Source organism: Streptomyces sp. NPDC007084 (assembly GCF_040703595.1).
GTDB lineage: Bacteria > Actinomycetota > Actinomycetes > Streptomycetales > Streptomycetaceae > Streptomyces.
Map to the genome: position 1 here is coordinate 68508 of NZ_JBEYFY010000010.1, position 15879 is coordinate 84386.

A 15879-nucleotide genomic window follows, 5' to 3' on the forward strand; every position below is an offset into this window, starting at 1 on the left:
GAAGTTATCCGGCGAGCTTCTCGCGGGTCAACACCCTTTTGGATCCTGGGACCGCGCCGAGGTCCGCGCACGCCGGGTCACCCCAGGATGCACCGAGGCCCCCGTGACCGGCGCGCGGTCACGGGGGCCTCGTACGGCATGGAGTGATCAGCCCTTGCGGGACTTGATCTCCTCGGTGAGCTGCGGGACGACCTCGAAGAGGTCGCCGACCACGCCGTAGTCGACCAGGTCGAAGATCGGCGCCTCGGCGTCCTTGTTGATCGCGACGATCGTCTTGGACGTCTGCATGCCGGCGCGGTGCTGGATGGCACCGGAGATGCCGGAGGCGATGTAGAGCTGCGGCGAGACGGACTTGCCCGTCTGGCCGACCTGGTTGGTGTGCGGGTACCAGCCGGCGTCGACCGCGGCGCGCGAGGCGCCGACGGCGGCACCGAGCGAGTCGGCGAGGCCCTCGATGATCGAGAAGTTGTCCGCGCCGTTGACGCCACGGCCGCCGGAGACGACGATCGCGGCCTCGGTCAGCTCGGGGCGGCCGGTGGACTCGCGCGGGGTGCGCGAGGTGACCTTGGTGCCGGTGGCCTTCTCGGAGAAGGAGACCGCGAGGGCCTCGACGGCACCGGCGGCCGGGGCGGCCTCCACGGCGGCCGAGTTCGGCTTGACCGTGATGACCGGGGTGCCCTTGGAGACACGGGACTTGGTGGTGTACGAGGCGGCGAACGCCGACTGCGTGGCCACCGGGCCCTCGGCGCCGGCCTCCAGGTCGACGGCGTCGGTGATGATGCCGGAGCCGATGCGGATCGCGAGGCGGGCCGCGATCTCCTTGCCCTCGGCGGAGGACGGCACGAGCACGGCGGCCGGGGAGACGGCCTCGTACGCGGCCTGGAGCGCGTCCACCTTCGGTACGACGAGGTAGTCGGCGTACTCGGCGGCGTCGTGGGTGAGGACCTTCACCGCGCCGTGCTCGGCGAGCGCGGCGGCGGTGTTCTCGGCACCGGAGCCGAGGGCGACGGCGACGGGCTCGCCGATGCGGCGGGCCAGCGTCAGCAGTTCCAGGGTGGGCTTGCGGACGGCGCCGTCCACGTGGTCGACGTAGACGAGAACTTCAGCCATGGGAATGCTCTCCTGCGGATTGCGAAGTCTGAGGGGCGGTAAGCGGGATGGGCCTCGGCCGCGCTGCCGGTCCGGGGACGCGCCCCGGGCCCGCGGCTAGCCGAACCGGCCCGTGGCTAGATGAACTTCTGGCCCGCGAGGAACTCGGCGAGCTGCTTGCCGCCCTCGCCCTCGTCCTTGACGATCGTGCCCGCGGTGCGCGCGGGGCGCTCGGTGGCGGTGTCGACCTTGGTCCAGGCGCCCGCGAGGCCGACCTCGTCCGCCTCGATCTCCAGGTCCTCCAGGTCCCAGGACTCCACCGGCTTCTTCTTGGCGGCCATGATCCCCTTGAAGGAGGGGTAGCGCGCCTCACCCGACTGGTCGGTCACGGACACGACCGCGGGAAGGGAGGCCTCCAGCGACTCGGAGGCGGTGTCGCCGTCACGACGGCCCTTGACGACGCCGTCCTCGACGGAGACCTCGGAGAGCAGGGTGACCTGCGGGACACCGAGACGCTCGGCCAGCAGCGCCGGGACGATGCCCATGGTGCCGTCGGTGGAGGCCATGCCGGAGATGACCAGGTCGTAGCCGGCCTTCTCGATCGCCTTGGCGAGGACCAGGGAGGTGCCGACGGCGTCGGTGCCGTGCAGGTCGTCGTCCTCGACGTGGATGGCCTTGTCGGCACCCATGGACAGCGCCTTGCGCAGGGCGTCCTTGGCGTCCTCGGGGCCGACGGTCAGCACGGTGATCTCGGCGTCGTCCGCGTCCTCGGCGATCTGCAGCGCCTGCTCGACGGCGTACTCGTCGAGTTCGGACAGCAGGCCGTCCACGTCGTCACGGTCGACGGTCAGGTCATCGGCGAAGTGCCGGTCGCCAGTGGCGTCGGGCACGTACTTCACAGTGACAACGATCCTCAAGCTCACGCCGGCTCTCCTACTGCATCGTCATTTCTGGGCTGCCTTCTTTCAGGCAGCATAGGCGCCTGAAGCGGCCGATCCCGGTCGGGGCGGCCCGCGCTCCGACCGAAATATTACTCGCCAGTACATCCATTGGGTGCCCACTAAGCAAGCGCTTTGAACTGTGACCTTCGCAACGCTGCGTAACCGGCGCGGGAAAGCCCGCCGGGAACGGCGACCGGCCGGGGGCCGCGGCCTCAGTCGCGCAGGCCGTTGAAGCGGCCCTGGTGGTACAGGAGCGGGCCGCCCGCGCCCGAGGCGTCGCCGAGCAGGACCTCCGCCAGGACGATCCGGTGGTCCCCGGCCGGCACCCGTGCCACCACCCGGCAGACCAGCCAGGCCAGCACGTCGTCGAGGACGGGAACTTCCTCCGGGCCCTTACGCCAACGGGTGGGCGCGCCGAACCGGTCGGCGCCGCTCAGCGCGAAGGTGGCGGCCAGCTCCCGCTGGTGCTCGCCGAGGATGTGGACGCCGACGTGGTCCGCCTCGGAGACGGCGGGCCAGCTCGACGCGCCGGTGCCGATGCCGAACGAGACGACCGGGGGTTCGGCCGAGACGGAGGTGAGGGAGGTGGCGGTGAAGCCGACGGGGCCCGCCGGTCCGGAGGCGGTGATCACGGCCACTCCGGCCGCGTGCCGGCGGAAGACGGAGCGGAGCAGGTCGGGCGAGGCGAGACGGGTGGTGCCGAGGCCGGGTATGGCCGACATGGCGTTGTCCTTCTGCGAGGGCTGACGTGGAAGTCCCCCCGGCCGGACGAAGCCGGCCGCGGGGCGGGGTCCGTGGCTGCTCAACAGCCCGGACAGCACGCACTCGCGGTGCGGGCCAGATCCACAGGGAGGCGCTCGTGGAGAAGGAGTTCCGGGGGCATACGGTCAGGCTGACGATAGGTGGTGCGCGCAGTCAAGTGCGCACGGGGATCTGCGAGATGCCTCACCATGATCGTCACCGCTCACACCGCCTCTCCCAGCGCGGCGATGACGTCCGCCTTGCGCGGCTGTCCCGTCGCCCGCCGGACGATCCGGCCGTCCGCGTCGAGGACGAGGACGGTGGGGGTCTTGAGGATGCCGAGGTCGCGGACGAGGTCGAGGTGGTCCTCGGCGTCGATCTCCACGTGGGACACGCCCGGGACCATGCCGGCCACCTCGCCGAGCACCCGCCGGGTCGCCCGGCACGGGGAGCAGAAGGCGCTGGAGAACTGCACGAGCGTGGCCCGTTCACCGAGTCCCTGCCCCAACTCCGCCGCGCCGAGCCGCTTTCCGTCGTCGCGCCCGCGCACTGTCACCCTCCCGCTCCGCCGCCGATGCAGCACTCCGTACACGCTCGCCAGCGCGAGCACCGCCAGGCACACCACAAGTCCGGTCATCTCCTGCACAAGCATTCACGAGACCGCAAAGATTCCCGGGCGCGCGCACTGCCCGGGATACGGAATCCTTGAATCATGGACATCGATGTGAGGGGACCGCGTTTCGGCGCGGCAGTGACGACCCTGGTGCTGGCGGCGACGCTGATAACCGGGAGCGCCTGGCTGCTGGCCTGGCAGACGCTGGCGTTCGCGCTGGGCGCGTCGGGCGGGGTGGCGCGCTCGCCGTACGGCTGGCTGTTCCGGAAGGTGGTGCGGCCCCGGCTGGGGCCGCCGAAGGAGTTCGAGGCGCCGGAGCCGCCGCAGTTCGCGCAGGCGGTCGGGCTGGTCTTCGCGGTGGTCGGGCTGATCGGCTTCACCGCCGGTCCGCACTGGCTGGGGCTCGCGGCGACCGGTTGCGCGCTGGCGGCGGCGTTTCTCAATGCGGCGTTCGGGTACTGCCTGGGGTGCGAGATGTACCTGCTCGTGCGGCGCATGACGGTACGCGCGGAGTAAAGGCGGGTTAAAACCCCGAGGTCGATCAAGTGGGCGACGTGACAAGGATCTCGCCGTTCTCCGGCACCAGGACTGGCCACCCGTCCGTTCTTCGGGCACGATCTGCGCAATGCCGTAAACCTACGGCTGCGTAACTTTCCCGCCGGGAACCCCTTCCCAGGCAGAGAGAAGGGTCCACTCCGTCCATGGCAGAGCTTGTCTACCGTCCCGTCGTCGCCTTCGCCCAGACGCTGTTCAAGGCCTGGGACCTCAAGATCGACTGCCAGGGATCGGAGAACATTCCGCGCTCGGGCGGCGCCGTGCTGGTCAGCAACCACATCAGCTACCTGGACTTCATCTTCGACGGCCTGGCCGCCCTGCCGCAGAAACGGCTGGTGCGCTTCATGGCGAAGGAGTCGGTGTTCCGGCACCGGATCTCCGGGCCGCTGATGCGGGGCATGAAGCACATCCCCGTGGACCGCAAGCAGGGCGAGACGGCCTACCAGCACGCGCTGGAGTCGTTGCGTTCGGGTGAGATCGTCGGGGTGTTCCCCGAGGCGACCATCTCGCAGTCCTTCACGCTGAAGAGCTTCAAGTCGGGTGCGGCGCGCATGGCCCAGGAGGCCGGTGTGCCGCTCATCCCGATGGCGCTGTGGGGCACGCAGCGGCTGTGGACCAAGGGTCACCCGCGCAACTTCAAGCGCAGCCACACCCCGATCACCATCCGGGTCGGCGCTCCGGTGGAGGCCCCGCAGGACCAGTACGCGGGCGCCATCACCCGGCGGCTGCGCGAGCGGGTCCAGGAGCTGCTGGAAGCGGCGCAGCGCGCCTATCCCGTACGCCCCAAGGGGCCGGACGACACCTGGTGGATGCCCGCTCATCTCGGCGGCACCGCGCCGACCCCGGAAGAGGTGCGCGCGGCCGAGGCCCGCTGAGCTGCCCCCGGCCGAGACGCGCTCCGGCGCTTCACTCCGGGGCGTGGACGGTGATCCGCGCTCCGGGGCTGAACTTCGCCAGCAGTTCGGCGAGTTCGGCGCCCGCGCTCTCGACGTCCGCGACGGGCATCGGGGCGAGGCTCTCCAACAGGAAGACGGCCGAGGTGGATTCCTCGGTGAGCCGGGTGCGCGGCCCCTGGCGCCAGTTCCAGCGGCGGCAGGTGACACCGGCGTCGTCGCGCCACACCACCTCGCCGGCGTCGGGGTGTTCGACGGTCTCCTCGCCGCCCGCGACGGTCACGAAGTCCTCGGCGCCGGTGGCGCGCACCAGGCGCATCGCGCCCTGGATGCGGTCGGTGTCCTCGCCGCCGACGGGGATCAGGTGGGCCACGCTGATCGCGTTGTAGACGTCCACGAGCACGTTGATACGCGGCAGGCCCGCGTCCGTGAGGGCGCGCTTGGCCAGCGCCTCGGCGGAGTTGCGGGTGCGGGAGGGCTTGGAGCCGAACGCGGTGTAGGTCTCCCGCCAGGCCGCCATGTGCGGGTCCTCGTGCGGCGCCCGCCCCTCCAGCCGCGCGGCGAGCCGGCGGGCCGCGTCGTCGAGGAGCGCCGAAGTGCCCTCGGTGCTCGGCCCGTTCACCAGTCCGTCCGCCTCCACGACGACATGGGTGAACCCGGGCGCGAGCGCGCGCACGTCGTCGGACACGGTGAGTGTGAGAGTCATCGTCTGCCTCGCGTCAGAGTGCGGTGGGAAGCGCTCGCCACGGGGACAACGAGGTCCGGGCGGCCTTCAGAACCCGGTCACGGCCGGGTGATGTTCAGCGTACAACACCGGGCAGTCCAGCTCATTGGACTTGTGATCGGGCGTGAAGACCGCCCCTCTTGACGCGGGGGTGCCATCGGCTTGACGCGGGGGTGCCGTCGACACGGCCGGCGTCTAGGGCGTGTCGTTTGGATCAGGTGGCGCCGGAGTGCGGCGCCTTGTCGGCTGGGCCGAGCGGGGCAGGGTGCGTGCAGCTGCAAGGCGGAGGAGGGCGACGACGCGGAGCGTCGGCAACCGACGACAACGCCGCAGATGTGCGTGCCCTGCCCCGCGACCCGCCACATGATCCAAACGACACGCCCTAGCTCTGCTGCGCCATCTCCTCCTTGAGCGCGGCGACGAAGCCGTCGACGTCGTCCTCCGTCGTGTCGAAGGCGCACATCCAGCGGACGTCGCCGGCCGACTCGTCCCAGAAGTAGAAGCGGTAGCGCTTCTGGAGCCGTTCGGTCACCTCGTGCGGGAGGCGGGCGAAGACCGCGTTGGCCTGGACCGGGTGGAGGATCTCCACGCCGTGCACCGCGCGGACGCCCTCGGCGAGCCGCTGGGCCATCTCGTTGGCGTGCCGGGCGTTGCGCAGCCACAGGTCCTTGGCGAGCAGCGCCTCCAACTGCACGGAGACGAACCGCATCTTGGAGGCGAGCTGCATCGACAGCTTGCGCAGGTGCTTCATGTGGCGGACGGCGTCCTGGTTGATGACGACCACCGCCTCGCCGAACAGCGCCCCGTTCTTGGTGCCGCCGAGCGAGAGGATGTCGACGCCGGCCGCGTTGGTGAACGTCCGCATGGGGACGTCCAGGGAGGCGGCGGCGTTGGATATCCGGGAGCCGTCCAGGTGCACCCGCATGCCGTGCGCGTGGGCGTGGTCGCAGATCGCCCGGATCTCGCCGGGCGTGTACAGCGTGCCCAGTTCGGTGCTCTGGGTGATCGAGACGACCTGCGGCATCGCCCGGTGCTCGTCGTCCCAGCCGTACGCCTGCCGGTCGATCAGCTCGGGTGTGAGCTTGCCGTCGGGCGTGGGCACCGTGAGCAGCTTGAGGCCGCCCATGCGCTCGGGGGCGCCGCCCTCGTCGACGTTGATGTGCGCGCTCTCGGCGCAGATCACCGCGCCCCAGCGGTCGGTGACCGCCTGGAGGGCGACCACGTTCGCGCCGGTGCCGTTGAAGACCGGGAAGGCCTCCGCGCCGGCGCCGAAGTGGCTGCGGATGACCGTCTGGAGGTGGTCGGTGTAGTCGTCCTCGCCGTACGCGACCTGGTGCCCGCCGTTGGCCACGGCGAGCGCGGCGAGCACCTCGGGGTGGGCCCCCGCGTAGTTGTCACTGGCGAAACCGCGGACGGCCGGGTCGTGATGACGCCGGGCGTCGGTCTTCGGTGGGTTCACGGCTTCTCGGTCAGCCACAGACGCTTTCCGTTCACTTCGGCGGCGGGCCGGTCCCAGACGCCGGCGATGGACTCGGCCAGGTCCTTGACGTCCGTGAAGCCCGCGAACTTCGCGTTGGGTCGCTCGGCGCGCATCGCGTCGTGCACCAACGCCTTCACGACCAGGATGGCAGCCGCGGATGTCGCACCCTCCGCGCCCTCGGCGATTCCGGCCTTGCGGAAGTAGTCGCTCATGGCGAGCGTCCACGCCTCGGCGGCGGCCTTTGCGGCGGAGTAGGCGGCGTTCCCCGCGGTGGGGTTGCTCGCGCCGGCAGCGCTGATCAGGACGTACCGGCCGCGCTCGCTGCTCTGCAGCGCCTCGTGGAAGGCGAGGCTGGTGTGCTGGACGGTGCGGATGAGCAGCAGTTCGAGCAGGTCCCAGTCGTCGAGGACCGTCTTGGTGAAGGTCTCGCTGCCGCGCCAGCCGCCGACGAGGTGGACGAGTCCGTCCACCCGGCCGAAGTCCTTCTGGATGCGGGTGGCCCAGTCACGGGTGGACTGGAGTTCCAGCAGATCCACCGTGTCCCCGACGACGGTGGCGCCGCCGTGGGCGTAGCTGGCCGCGTCCACCGCCTCGGCGAGCCGCTCGGCGTCGTTGTCCGCGCCGATGACGGTCGCGCCCGCCTCGGCGAGGCGGAGCAGTGTCGCCCGGCCGGCGGGTCCGCCCGCTCCGGCCACCGCGATCACCGCACCGCTGAGAGCCCCGTTCCCCATGGTCTTCGCCTCCTGAGCAATGATCTCGGTACCGCGGTCGGTCACGCGGCGATCCGCTCGGAGTCTGCCGCCGTGATGCCCTTGGTGGAGGCGATCACGTTCTTCAGCTTCTTGGCGAGCGCCTCATAGAACATGCTCAGGGGAAACTCGTCCGGAAGCACGTCGTCCACCAGCTTGCGCGGCGGCTGGGAGAGGTCGAGGGCGTCCGGACCCTTGGCCCAGCGGGAGCCGGGGTTCGGGGCGAGGTAGGTGGAGACCAGCTCGTAGGCCTTGAACCAGTGGACGAGCTTGGGGCGGTCGATGCCGGCCCGGTACAGGTCCTCGATCTCGCCGCAGAGCTGGTTGGTGACCTGCGGGGCGCGCTGCCAGTCGATGTGCAGCTTGTTGTCGGTCCAGCGGACGACGTCGTGCTTGTGCAGGTAGGCGAAGAGGAGCTGGCCGCCGAGCCCGTCGTAGTTGCGCACGCGGTCGCCGGTGACCGGGAAGCGGAACATCCGGTCGAAGAGCACCGCGTACTGCACGTCACGGCCGTGCGCGTTGCCCTCGGCCTCCAGTTTCACGGCCTCCTTGAAGGCGGTGAGGTCGCAGCGCAGCTCTTCGAGGCCGTACATCCAGAACGGCTGGCGCTGCTTGATCATGAAGGGGTCGAAGGGCAGGTCGCCGTGGCTGTGGGTGCGGTCGTGGACCATGTCCCACAGGACGAAGGCCTGCTCGCAGCGCGCCTGGTCGTCCACCATGGCGGCGATGTCCTCGGGCAGCTCCAGGCCGAGGATGCCGACGGCGGCGTCGGTCACGGCGCGGAAGCGGGCGGCCTCGCGGTCGCAGAAGATGCCGCCCCAGGAGAAGCGCTCGGGCGCCTCGCGGACCGCGATGGTCTCCGGGAAGAGGACGGCCGAGTTGGTGTCGTACCCGGCGGTGAAGTCCTCGAAGGTGATGCCGCAGAACAGCGGGTTGTCGTAGCGCGTGCGCTCCAGCTCGGCCAGCCAGTCGGGCCAGACCATGCGCAGGACGACGGCCTCGAAGTTGCGGTTCGGGTTGCCGTTCTGCGTGTACATGGGGAAGACGACGAGGTGCTGGAGGCCGTCCTCGCGGGCCGCGGCGGGCTGGAAGGCGAGCAGCGAGTCGAGGAAGTCGGGCACGTGGAACCCGGCGTCCGCCCAGCGGCGCAGGTCCTTCACCAGGGCCTCGTGGTAGGCCGCGTCGTGCGGCAGGAGCGGGGAGAGCCGCTCGATCGCGTCTATCGCGCGCCGGACCGCCAGGTCGACGTCGGAGGCGTCCGGGGCGTTCTCCGCGTCGAAGTCGATGGAGCCGTCCTTGGCCTGCCAGGGCCGGATCTCCTCGACGGCATCCTTGAGCACGGGCCACGCCGGGTGCTCCACCACCCTGGCGACGGGAGGAACTCGACCCTCCGCACCGACCTGCACAAGCATTTCCGTCATGTCCCACCCTCCACAGGAGAACCTCGCGTGTGGACACCGTATGTATACGAGGTTCCTTCCCGCAAGAGGAGATCCGGGAGATTGTCCTGCCCACCCGTGTCTTCACCGCGTTTTTTCCTGTCGGACAGGGGAAGGGCGACCGCATGCGGCCCGGGCCTTCTGGGCAGACCTCCCCGTCCGACACCCTCATTGCCCGGCGTAGGAGCGGGTACATCGCACAGTCAGGCCACTAGGCTGCGGCCTTGCCGCGTGGGCGTCCGCGCCGGAACCGCGCGCGAGCCGAGCCGCCGTCGACGGAAGCGAGTCGCGTCTTGAACTTCCTCACCATCGGTCACCGCGGAGTGATGGGTGTCGAACCCGAGAACACCCTCCGTTCCTTCACCGCCGCGCAGAACGCGGGCCTCGACCTGATCGAACTCGATCTGCACCTCAGCAAGGACGGCGCGCTCGTCGTCATGCACGACGCCGACGTGGACCGGACGACCGACGGCTCGGGGCCGATCGCCGAGAAGACCCTCGCGGAGCTGCGCGCGCTGGACGCCGGGCGCGGCGAGCGCGTCCCCGTCTTCGAGGAGGTCCTGGACGCCGTCACCTCGCCCTTGCAGGCCGAGATCAAGGACGTCGCGGCGGCCCGGGCGCTGGCCGAGGTCATGCACCGGCGCGATCTGGTCGGCCGGGTGGAGGTGTCCTCGTTCCACGACGAGGCCGTCGCCGAGATCACCCGGCTGGTGCCGGGGGTGCGCACCGCGCTGATCGCCAGCCGCTACGGCGTCGACGTCGTGGAACGCGCCGTGGAGGTCGGCGCCGAGAGCGTCTGCCTCAACATCCGCAGGCTGAGCCTGGAGGTGGTCGAGAAGGCCCGCGAGGCCGAGCTGCGGATCATCGGCTGGGTGGTGAACACCCAGGACCAGCTGCGGCTGGTGCGCGCCCTGGAACTGGACGGCGCGACCACCGACTACCCCGAGATCAAACGCACCGGCCGCTTCACCGCGTGAGGCGCGTGAGGCGCGCGGGACATGTGAGTCGCGTGGGACATGTGAGATCGCCGGGGCCGGTGGGACTGGCGGGGCCGGTGGGACTGGCGGGCCGGGGAGGACCCGGCCCGGTACGGGTCCGCCAATACGGGTCCTCCGGTCCGCGTCCTGTCCTAGCCGAGCGGCTTGACCAGCAGTTCGAAGCGCAGGTCGTCGCGCTGCGGAATCCCGAAGCGCTCGTCGCCGTACGGGAACGGGGTCATCCGTCCCGTACGGCGGTAGCCGCGCCGCTCGTACCAGGCGATCAGGTCCTCGCGCACGGAGATCACCGTCATGTGCATCTCGGTGACCCCCCAGGTCTCGCGGGCCGTGCGCTCCGCCTCCGCGATGATCACCTTGCCGAGTCCACCGCCCTGGAGGGCCGGGCTGACCGCGAACATGCCGAAGTAGGCGTGGTCGCCGCGGTGCTCCAGTTGGCAGCAGGCGACCACCTCGGCGTCCCGCTCGACGGTCAGGAGCCGGCTGTCCGGCGACTTGATGACGTCGAGGACGCCCTGCGGGTCGGTCCGCTGTCCCTTCAGGATGTCGGCCTCCGTGGTCCACCCGGCTCGGCTGGCGTCGCCTCGGTACGCCGATTCGATCAGCGCGACCAGGACGTCCACGTCGCTGTCGGTGGCGTCGCGGAAGGTCAGGCCGGTGGCGGCGGTTTCCATGGAGCGGTTCTCCGTTCGGTGGCGCGGCTCGGGCACGCCCGAGCGTATCCCGCCCCTATGATCCCGCTGCATGGTGCATGTACTGAGCAGCCGCGTCCTCCTGCGCCCCACCGACCCGGAGCGCTCGCGCTCCTTCTACGGCGAGCGCCTCGGCCTCGCCGTCTACCGCGAGTTCGGTACGGGACCCGAGCGCGGGACCGTGTACTTCCTCGGCGGCGGTTTCCTGGAGGTCTCCGGGCGGTCCGCGACACCGCCGTCCCCCGCCCTGAAACTCTGGCTCCAGGTCGCCGACGCCGCGGCGGCCCACGAGGAGTTGGTGGCGGCCGGCGTCGAGATCACGCGGTCCCCGGTGCGCGAGCCGTGGGGGCTGATCGAGATGTGGATCAAGGACCCGGACGGGACGGAGATCGTGCTCGTCGAGACCCCGGCCGACCATCCCCTGCGCTACCGGCCCTGACCCCGACCGGCTCGGGCGTGCGGAGAGGTCCCCGGGTGGGCGGCGGTCTCAGGCGCGCGGCAGACCCAGGCGCCCTTCGAGCTGGCCCAGCAACTCGCCGAGGAGGGCGGCCAGTTCGCGCTGCCGCTCGGCGTCCACACCGGACAGGACCGTCGTCTCGTAGGCGAGCTGGTCGGGCAGGACGCCGTCGACCAGGTCGCGTCCCGCGTCCGTCAGCCTGACGTGCGCGACCCGGCGGTCACGGGTGTCGCCGCGCCGCTCGACCAGGCCCCGCTCGGTCAGCGCCTTGAGTCGCTTGGTGACGGCGGCGCCCGAGGAGAACGTCTCACGGGCGATCTCGCCGGGGGTCAGCTCGTGCCCGGTGCGGCGCAGGGTGCCGAGCACGTCGAACTCGGGGCGGGTGAGCCCGGCCCGGCGCAGCGGGGCGTCCTCGGCCTGCTGGAGGAGCGCGGCACAGCGGTTGACCCGCCCGATGACCTCCATGGGCCCGGTGTCGAGATCCGGCCGTACGGTCTCCCACTGGCGCACGACGGCGGCCACCGTGTCGACGGGTGCCGGGGGCGGCCCCGCCGCCGGCTCGCCGTCCGCCGTGCTCCGTCCGTCCGCTGTCGTCATGCCTGTGCGCCCTCCCGGCCGTGCAGTCCCTGGCGTCGTACCGTCGCCGCGAGCGTACGGTGTCCGGCCTGTTCGGCCCGCATCACACGCTCCTCGGGCAGGGCGCGCTGCCACCACTCGCCTGCCGCGGCGTCGGCGCTGGCGCGCAGGTCCACGACGGCGGCGGACAGTGTGCGGCGGGCCGACTCCAGGGCGCCCGTGCCGGGGCGCTCCTCGGCGAGCAGCCCCTCGGCGTGTTCCCGGGCGCGCTCGACCGCCGACAGCGCGTCCTCGATCCGGTCGCCGGCCCGCCGGTTGGTGACGAGGACCGCGGCGACGAGACCGGCCAGCGCGCCGACGAGGGTGTCCAGGACCCGGTCGGCCATCAGCTCGCCGGGCCGCTGCGCGCGGGCGAACTCGGTGATCAGCAGGGCCATCGGGGTCACGCAGACGCTGCCCAGCCAGTAGTTCCGGCTGATCAACGCCTCGGCGCCGAAGTTCAGCGCGAGGGAGCACAGGACGAGGGAGGCCGCGCCGAGGTGGGCGAGCGGGGCGAGGGCGGCGAACAGGAGCACGCCGACGAGGTTGCCGACGACGCGCTGCACGCCACGGCTCCAGGTGAGGGTGATGTTGGCCTGGTAGAGGGAGGCGGCGGTGACCAGCGCCCAGTAGGGGCGGCCTACGCCGAGGGCCAGCGCCGCGCAGCCGGCGAGGGCACAGCCGACGGCCGTGCGCAGGGCGATCGGGGCGAGCGGGCGGAGGCGGGAGAGCAGCGGCCGGCGGCCGAAGGCGAGGGCAGTCTCCACGCCGAGGAGTTCGTCGGCCGCGTCCCCGAGACCGTCCGGGCGGGCCACGGGGCCGGTGCCGGCCAGTTCTCGGGCCAGGGCGCGCAGCTGGTCGGGGTCGGTGTCGGCGGGCGCGGCGAGCGCGACCTCGGCGCGCACGACGAGCCGTTCGAGGGCACGGCGGGGTACGGTGCGCGCTCCCGTCGACAGCAGCGACTCCCAGGCCGCGTGCACGGCCGCGGCACCGGCGGCGCGGGCCCGGGCGTCGTCCGGGGTCTGGGCGGACGCCGCCGCGGCGGTCAGCGCGTGGGCCGTGGCGCGGCGCTCGGGCCCGTGCGGGCGGACGAGTCCGGGGGCCATGCCGACGATCCAGGCCCAGGCTCCCGCCGCCGCGCCGAGCGCGAGATGGCCGGGCACCTGGCCGAGGGTCTGCGGCACGAACAGGGACGCCGAGGAGATGAACGCGAGGACCACGTGCCCGGGCGGGCCGACGCGGGTCGCGTCGCACATCGTCTTCTGCGCGGCGGCGAGCAGCGCGCCGACGGCCACCAGTACGACGGCGTTCGTGGTGAGCGACGCCGTGACCAGCGCGACGCCCAGCCCGCCGAGCATCCCCAGCACCACCCGGGCGAGGACGCGGGCGCGGGCCGCGTACGGACGGTTGTGGGCGTAGAGCGCGCACAGCGACCCGGCCATCGTGTACATCGCGAGGTCCAGGCGGCCGAGTGCCAGCAGCGTGAGGTTCGGCGGGGCGACCGCGACGACGACGCTCAGGGCGGGCTTGAACCAGATGTCGGAGGGCCGGCCCAGGCGGAGGACGCCGGAGACGGGGAGGCGGTGGGTGCGCGAGCGGAGAGGGGGGCGAGTGGGGGCGGGTGCGCTGCTCATCCCATAACCTTAGCAAGTGTTTTACTCGTAAACGATATGAGGGCGGGTATGCGGTGGCCGCACGGCGGGCAGAGCACGGGCGCGGCGCACTCCCCGCACGCTCCCCCGCGTACACCCTTGCGCTTGCTTGCGCCCCGGCCGGCCTGGGCATGCCCTGACCGACCGATGTCCGGCGTCGTCGAGCGGGGAGGCTCCACGGTGTACGAACCGGCTTCGCCCGGCTGGCTGCTCGTCGCGCTGTGCGCGGCGACCGGCGCCTACTGCCTGGTGCGGATGCGCAGTCCCGTCGAGGAACAGCGGCGCACGGCGGGCGCCGAGGCACTCATGGGGTTCGGCATGGCCGCGATGGCCGTACCGGCCGCCGTGGTGGCCCCGCCGCGCTGGGCCTGGCTCGCCTATGTGACGGTGTTCGGCGCCGCCGCCCTGCGCGGGCTGTGGGCCGCCCGCACCAGCGCACATCAACTGCACCATCTGATGGGCGCGGTCGCGATGGTCTACATGGCCGCCGTCATGACCGCGGCGCCCGCCCACCACGAACACGGCCACGCGGGCGCCGGGGCGGGCGTCCCTGCCCTGACCGGGGTGCTTCTTCTCTACTTCGCCGGGTACGTGCTCCGGTCGGGCGCGCGGCTGCTGCCCGTGACGGTCGGGGGCGGCGGTCCTGGCGGGGCGGAGCCCGGGGAGTGGGGGGCGCGGACCACCGTGCGGTGGGGGGACCGGCCCGAACTCTCCGAGGCCTGCCGGCTGTCGATGGGGATCGCGATGCTGGCGATGCTCGTCACGCTGTGACGCGCGCCGCCGTCCTGGGACCCCTCGGCGGGGGTGCGCGAAACCGTGGTGTACGTCACTTGGTGTCGCTGACCGTATCCAGCGGCGACGCCCCGCTCATAGGCTTCGGTCCATGATGGTCCCCGCGGCACTGTTGCTGCTCGGCGCCCTGGTCGCCGTGGTCGCTCCGCGACTGCTTGCCCGGGCGGACTGGCCGGACCGAGAACCGGTAATCGCCCTGTGGGTGTGGCAGTGCGTCGTGGCGGCGGTGCTGCTGTGCTGCGTCCTGTCGATGACCCTCTCCGCTGCCGCCGCCTGGACCGCCGTGCGGGGGCATGTCTTCGACGGCGCGCCGGCTCCCGTCGTGGACGCCTACGCGCTGAGCCTCGGGAGCCCCTGGGCCGCCGTCACGGCGGTCACTCTCGCGTGCGGGGGTGCGTGGACGGCGGCGATGCTGGCGCGGGAGATCTTCCGGGCGCGCCGCAGGCGCCGGCAGAGCCGGCGTGAACTCCTCGTGCGGGCGCCGCTGTTGCCCGGTGAGGAGCCGGGGGCGGATCGTCTGGTCGTCCTGGAGGGTGAGCGCCCCGATGCCTGGTGGCTGCCCGGGGCGGCGCCTCAACTCGTCATCACCACGGCCGCGTTGCGGCGCCTGAAGGGGCGCCAGCTCGATGCGGTGCTCGCCCACGAGCAGGGGCACGCGCGGGCTCGCCACGACTGGCTGCTGCACTGTTCGGGGGCGCTGGCCAACGGGTTTCCGCGGGTGCCGGTGTTCGCGGCGTTCCGTGACGAGATGCACCGGCTGGTGGAGCTGGCGGCGGACGATGTCGCCTCGCGCCGCTTCGGGCGGTTGACCATCGCGCTCGCGCTGGTCGAACTCAACGAGGACCGGGGCGTGTTCGGGCCCTGCCCGGCCCCGGGTGCGCACGTCCCCCAGCGCGTGGACCGGCTCCTCACCCCGCGGCACCGGCTCACGGCCGGCCGCCGGCTCCAGTTGACGGCGGCCGCGGCGCTGGTGCCGGTGATCCCGGTACTGGTGGCGTTCGTCCCGGGCCTGCGAGCGCTGGGCTAGCCCTGTTCTGGAACGGCTTGGCCGCACCCCCTCCCGCCGGATGCGGGCAGAGATTCCAGCCGGATACCCGCTCCCCTGAGAAGAGAGATCCCCCTCCCCGGGGAGGTCGGGGCTCAGCCCAGGTAGCCCTCGACCTGGGACGTCGACCTCGGCTGGGCCTCGTCCGGGTTTTCGCCGAACTCGGACTTCGCCCGCCGCTGACGCAACAGGTCCCAGCACTGATCCAGCTCCCGCTCCAGCTCCGCGAGCCGCACACGCTCCGTGGAACTGTCGATCTCCCCCGCCGCCACAGCCTCCCGCAGCCGCCGCTCGTCGTCGACCATCGCCGTGATCCTGCTGAGGATCTGCTCTTGATCCATGTCCGTACGCCTCCTCGGGCCTCCAAGCCACTCTAAGGAGGACCCGGCACCCCGGCGAGCGATGGA

Annotated in this window: 18 protein-coding genes; 6 read left to right on the forward strand and 12 right to left on the reverse strand. The window is 71.9% G+C overall.

Annotation, left to right across the window (positions count from 1 at the left end; all coding sequences use genetic code 11):
* Positions 1-147 precede the first annotated feature (147 nt).
* The 4 genes from AB0912_RS11845 to AB0912_RS11860 form a co-directional block, all read right to left on the reverse strand.
* Positions 148-1110 carry an electron transfer flavoprotein subunit alpha/FixB family protein gene (locus AB0912_RS11845; RefSeq protein WP_366698328.1) on the reverse strand — a complete coding sequence of 321 codons (963 nt, stop codon included), beginning with the start codon at positions 1108-1110 and terminating at the stop codon, positions 148-150.
* Between the two features lie 116 nt (positions 1111-1226).
* A complete protein-coding gene (locus tag AB0912_RS11850; RefSeq protein WP_366698330.1) occupies positions 1227-2012 on the reverse strand; it encodes an electron transfer flavoprotein subunit beta/FixA family protein in 786 nt (261 codons plus the stop codon).
* 230 nt (positions 2013-2242) lie between these two features.
* Positions 2243-2752, reverse strand: coding sequence for a flavin reductase family protein (locus tag AB0912_RS11855; RefSeq protein WP_366698332.1), 510 nt, complete (start codon positions 2750-2752; stop codon positions 2243-2245).
* A 242-nt stretch (positions 2753-2994) separates the two neighbouring features.
* Complete coding sequence (locus AB0912_RS11860; RefSeq protein WP_366698334.1) at positions 2995-3408, reverse strand: thioredoxin family protein; 414 nt, start codon at positions 3406-3408, stop codon at positions 2995-2997.
* Between the two features lie 75 nt (positions 3409-3483).
* On the opposite strand from AB0912_RS11860, the gene AB0912_RS11865 reads away from it, so the two are divergent.
* Together AB0912_RS11865 and AB0912_RS11870 are read left to right on the forward strand one after the other, a co-directional pair.
* A complete protein-coding gene (locus AB0912_RS11865; RefSeq protein WP_366698336.1) occupies positions 3484-3900 on the forward strand; it encodes a DUF4395 domain-containing protein in 417 nt (138 codons plus the stop codon).
* Positions 3901-4085: 185 nt separating this feature from the next.
* A complete protein-coding gene (locus tag AB0912_RS11870; RefSeq protein WP_366698338.1) occupies positions 4086-4814 on the forward strand; it encodes a lysophospholipid acyltransferase family protein in 729 nt (242 codons plus the stop codon).
* 31 nt (positions 4815-4845) lie between these two features.
* On the opposite strand, the gene AB0912_RS11875 is transcribed toward AB0912_RS11870, so the two are convergent.
* From AB0912_RS11875 to AB0912_RS11890, 4 genes are all read right to left on the reverse strand, one after another.
* Positions 4846-5538, reverse strand: coding sequence for a phenylalanine--tRNA ligase beta subunit-related protein (locus AB0912_RS11875; RefSeq protein WP_366698340.1), 693 nt, complete (start codon positions 5536-5538; stop codon positions 4846-4848).
* A 400-nt stretch (positions 5539-5938) separates the two neighbouring features.
* On the reverse strand, positions 5939-7015 hold the full coding sequence (locus AB0912_RS11880) for a low specificity L-threonine aldolase (protein ID WP_366698342.1): 1077 nt from the start codon (positions 7013-7015) through the stop codon (positions 5939-5941).
* Complete coding sequence (locus tag AB0912_RS11885) at positions 7012-7767, reverse strand: SDR family NAD(P)-dependent oxidoreductase (protein WP_366698536.1); 756 nt, start codon at positions 7765-7767, stop codon at positions 7012-7014. The genes AB0912_RS11880 and AB0912_RS11885 overlap by 4 nt, the downstream gene beginning before the upstream one ends.
* Positions 7768-7808: 41 nt before the next feature.
* Complete coding sequence (locus AB0912_RS11890; protein ID WP_366698344.1) at positions 7809-9206, reverse strand: DUF6421 family protein; 1398 nt, start codon at positions 9204-9206, stop codon at positions 7809-7811.
* Between the two features lie 311 nt (positions 9207-9517).
* Here AB0912_RS11890 and AB0912_RS11895 point away from each other — a divergent pair, with 311 nt between their 5' ends.
* Complete coding sequence (locus AB0912_RS11895) at positions 9518-10201, forward strand: glycerophosphodiester phosphodiesterase family protein (RefSeq protein WP_366698346.1); 684 nt, start codon at positions 9518-9520, stop codon at positions 10199-10201.
* A 152-nt stretch (positions 10202-10353) separates the two neighbouring features.
* Here the strand turns inward: AB0912_RS11895 and AB0912_RS11900 are convergent, their stop codons facing one another.
* A complete protein-coding gene (locus AB0912_RS11900; protein WP_366698348.1) occupies positions 10354-10893 on the reverse strand; it encodes a GNAT family N-acetyltransferase in 540 nt (179 codons plus the stop codon).
* A gap of 70 nt (positions 10894-10963) precedes the next feature.
* Between AB0912_RS11900 and AB0912_RS11905 the strand changes: the two genes are divergently transcribed.
* The gene (locus AB0912_RS11905; RefSeq protein ID WP_366698350.1) at positions 10964-11350 is read left to right on the forward strand and encodes a VOC family protein; all 387 of its coding nucleotides are present in this window, start codon (positions 10964-10966) and stop codon (positions 11348-11350) included.
* Between the two features lie 48 nt (positions 11351-11398).
* On the opposite strand, the gene AB0912_RS11910 is transcribed toward AB0912_RS11905, so the two are convergent.
* Together AB0912_RS11910 and AB0912_RS11915 are read right to left on the reverse strand one after the other, a co-directional pair.
* On the reverse strand, positions 11399-11965 hold the full coding sequence (locus AB0912_RS11910) for a MarR family transcriptional regulator (protein ID WP_366698352.1): 567 nt from the start codon (positions 11963-11965) through the stop codon (positions 11399-11401).
* Entirely contained in the window at positions 11962-13617 is a 1656-nt protein-coding gene (locus tag AB0912_RS11915; protein WP_366698354.1) for an FUSC family protein, read from the reverse strand. Before AB0912_RS11915 ends, AB0912_RS11910 begins: the two co-directional genes overlap by 4 nt.
* 198 nt (positions 13618-13815) lie before the next feature.
* Here AB0912_RS11915 and AB0912_RS11920 point away from each other — a divergent pair, with 198 nt between their 5' ends.
* Both AB0912_RS11920 and AB0912_RS11925 read left to right on the forward strand, forming a co-directional pair.
* Positions 13816-14406, forward strand: a complete 591-nt coding sequence (locus AB0912_RS11920; RefSeq protein ID WP_366698356.1) for a DUF5134 domain-containing protein — start codon at positions 13816-13818, stop codon at positions 14404-14406.
* 112 nt (positions 14407-14518) lie between these two features.
* Positions 14519-15454, forward strand: coding sequence for a M56 family metallopeptidase (locus AB0912_RS11925; RefSeq protein ID WP_366698358.1), 936 nt, complete (start codon positions 14519-14521; stop codon positions 15452-15454).
* A 113-nt stretch (positions 15455-15567) separates the two neighbouring features.
* Here AB0912_RS11925 and AB0912_RS11930 read toward each other — a convergent pair whose 3' ends face one another.
* Positions 15568-15813 (reverse strand): DUF2630 family protein, encoded by a 246-nt coding sequence (locus AB0912_RS11930; protein WP_366698360.1) that lies wholly within the window; start codon positions 15811-15813, stop codon positions 15568-15570.
* Between the last annotated feature and the right edge of the window lie 66 nt (positions 15814-15879).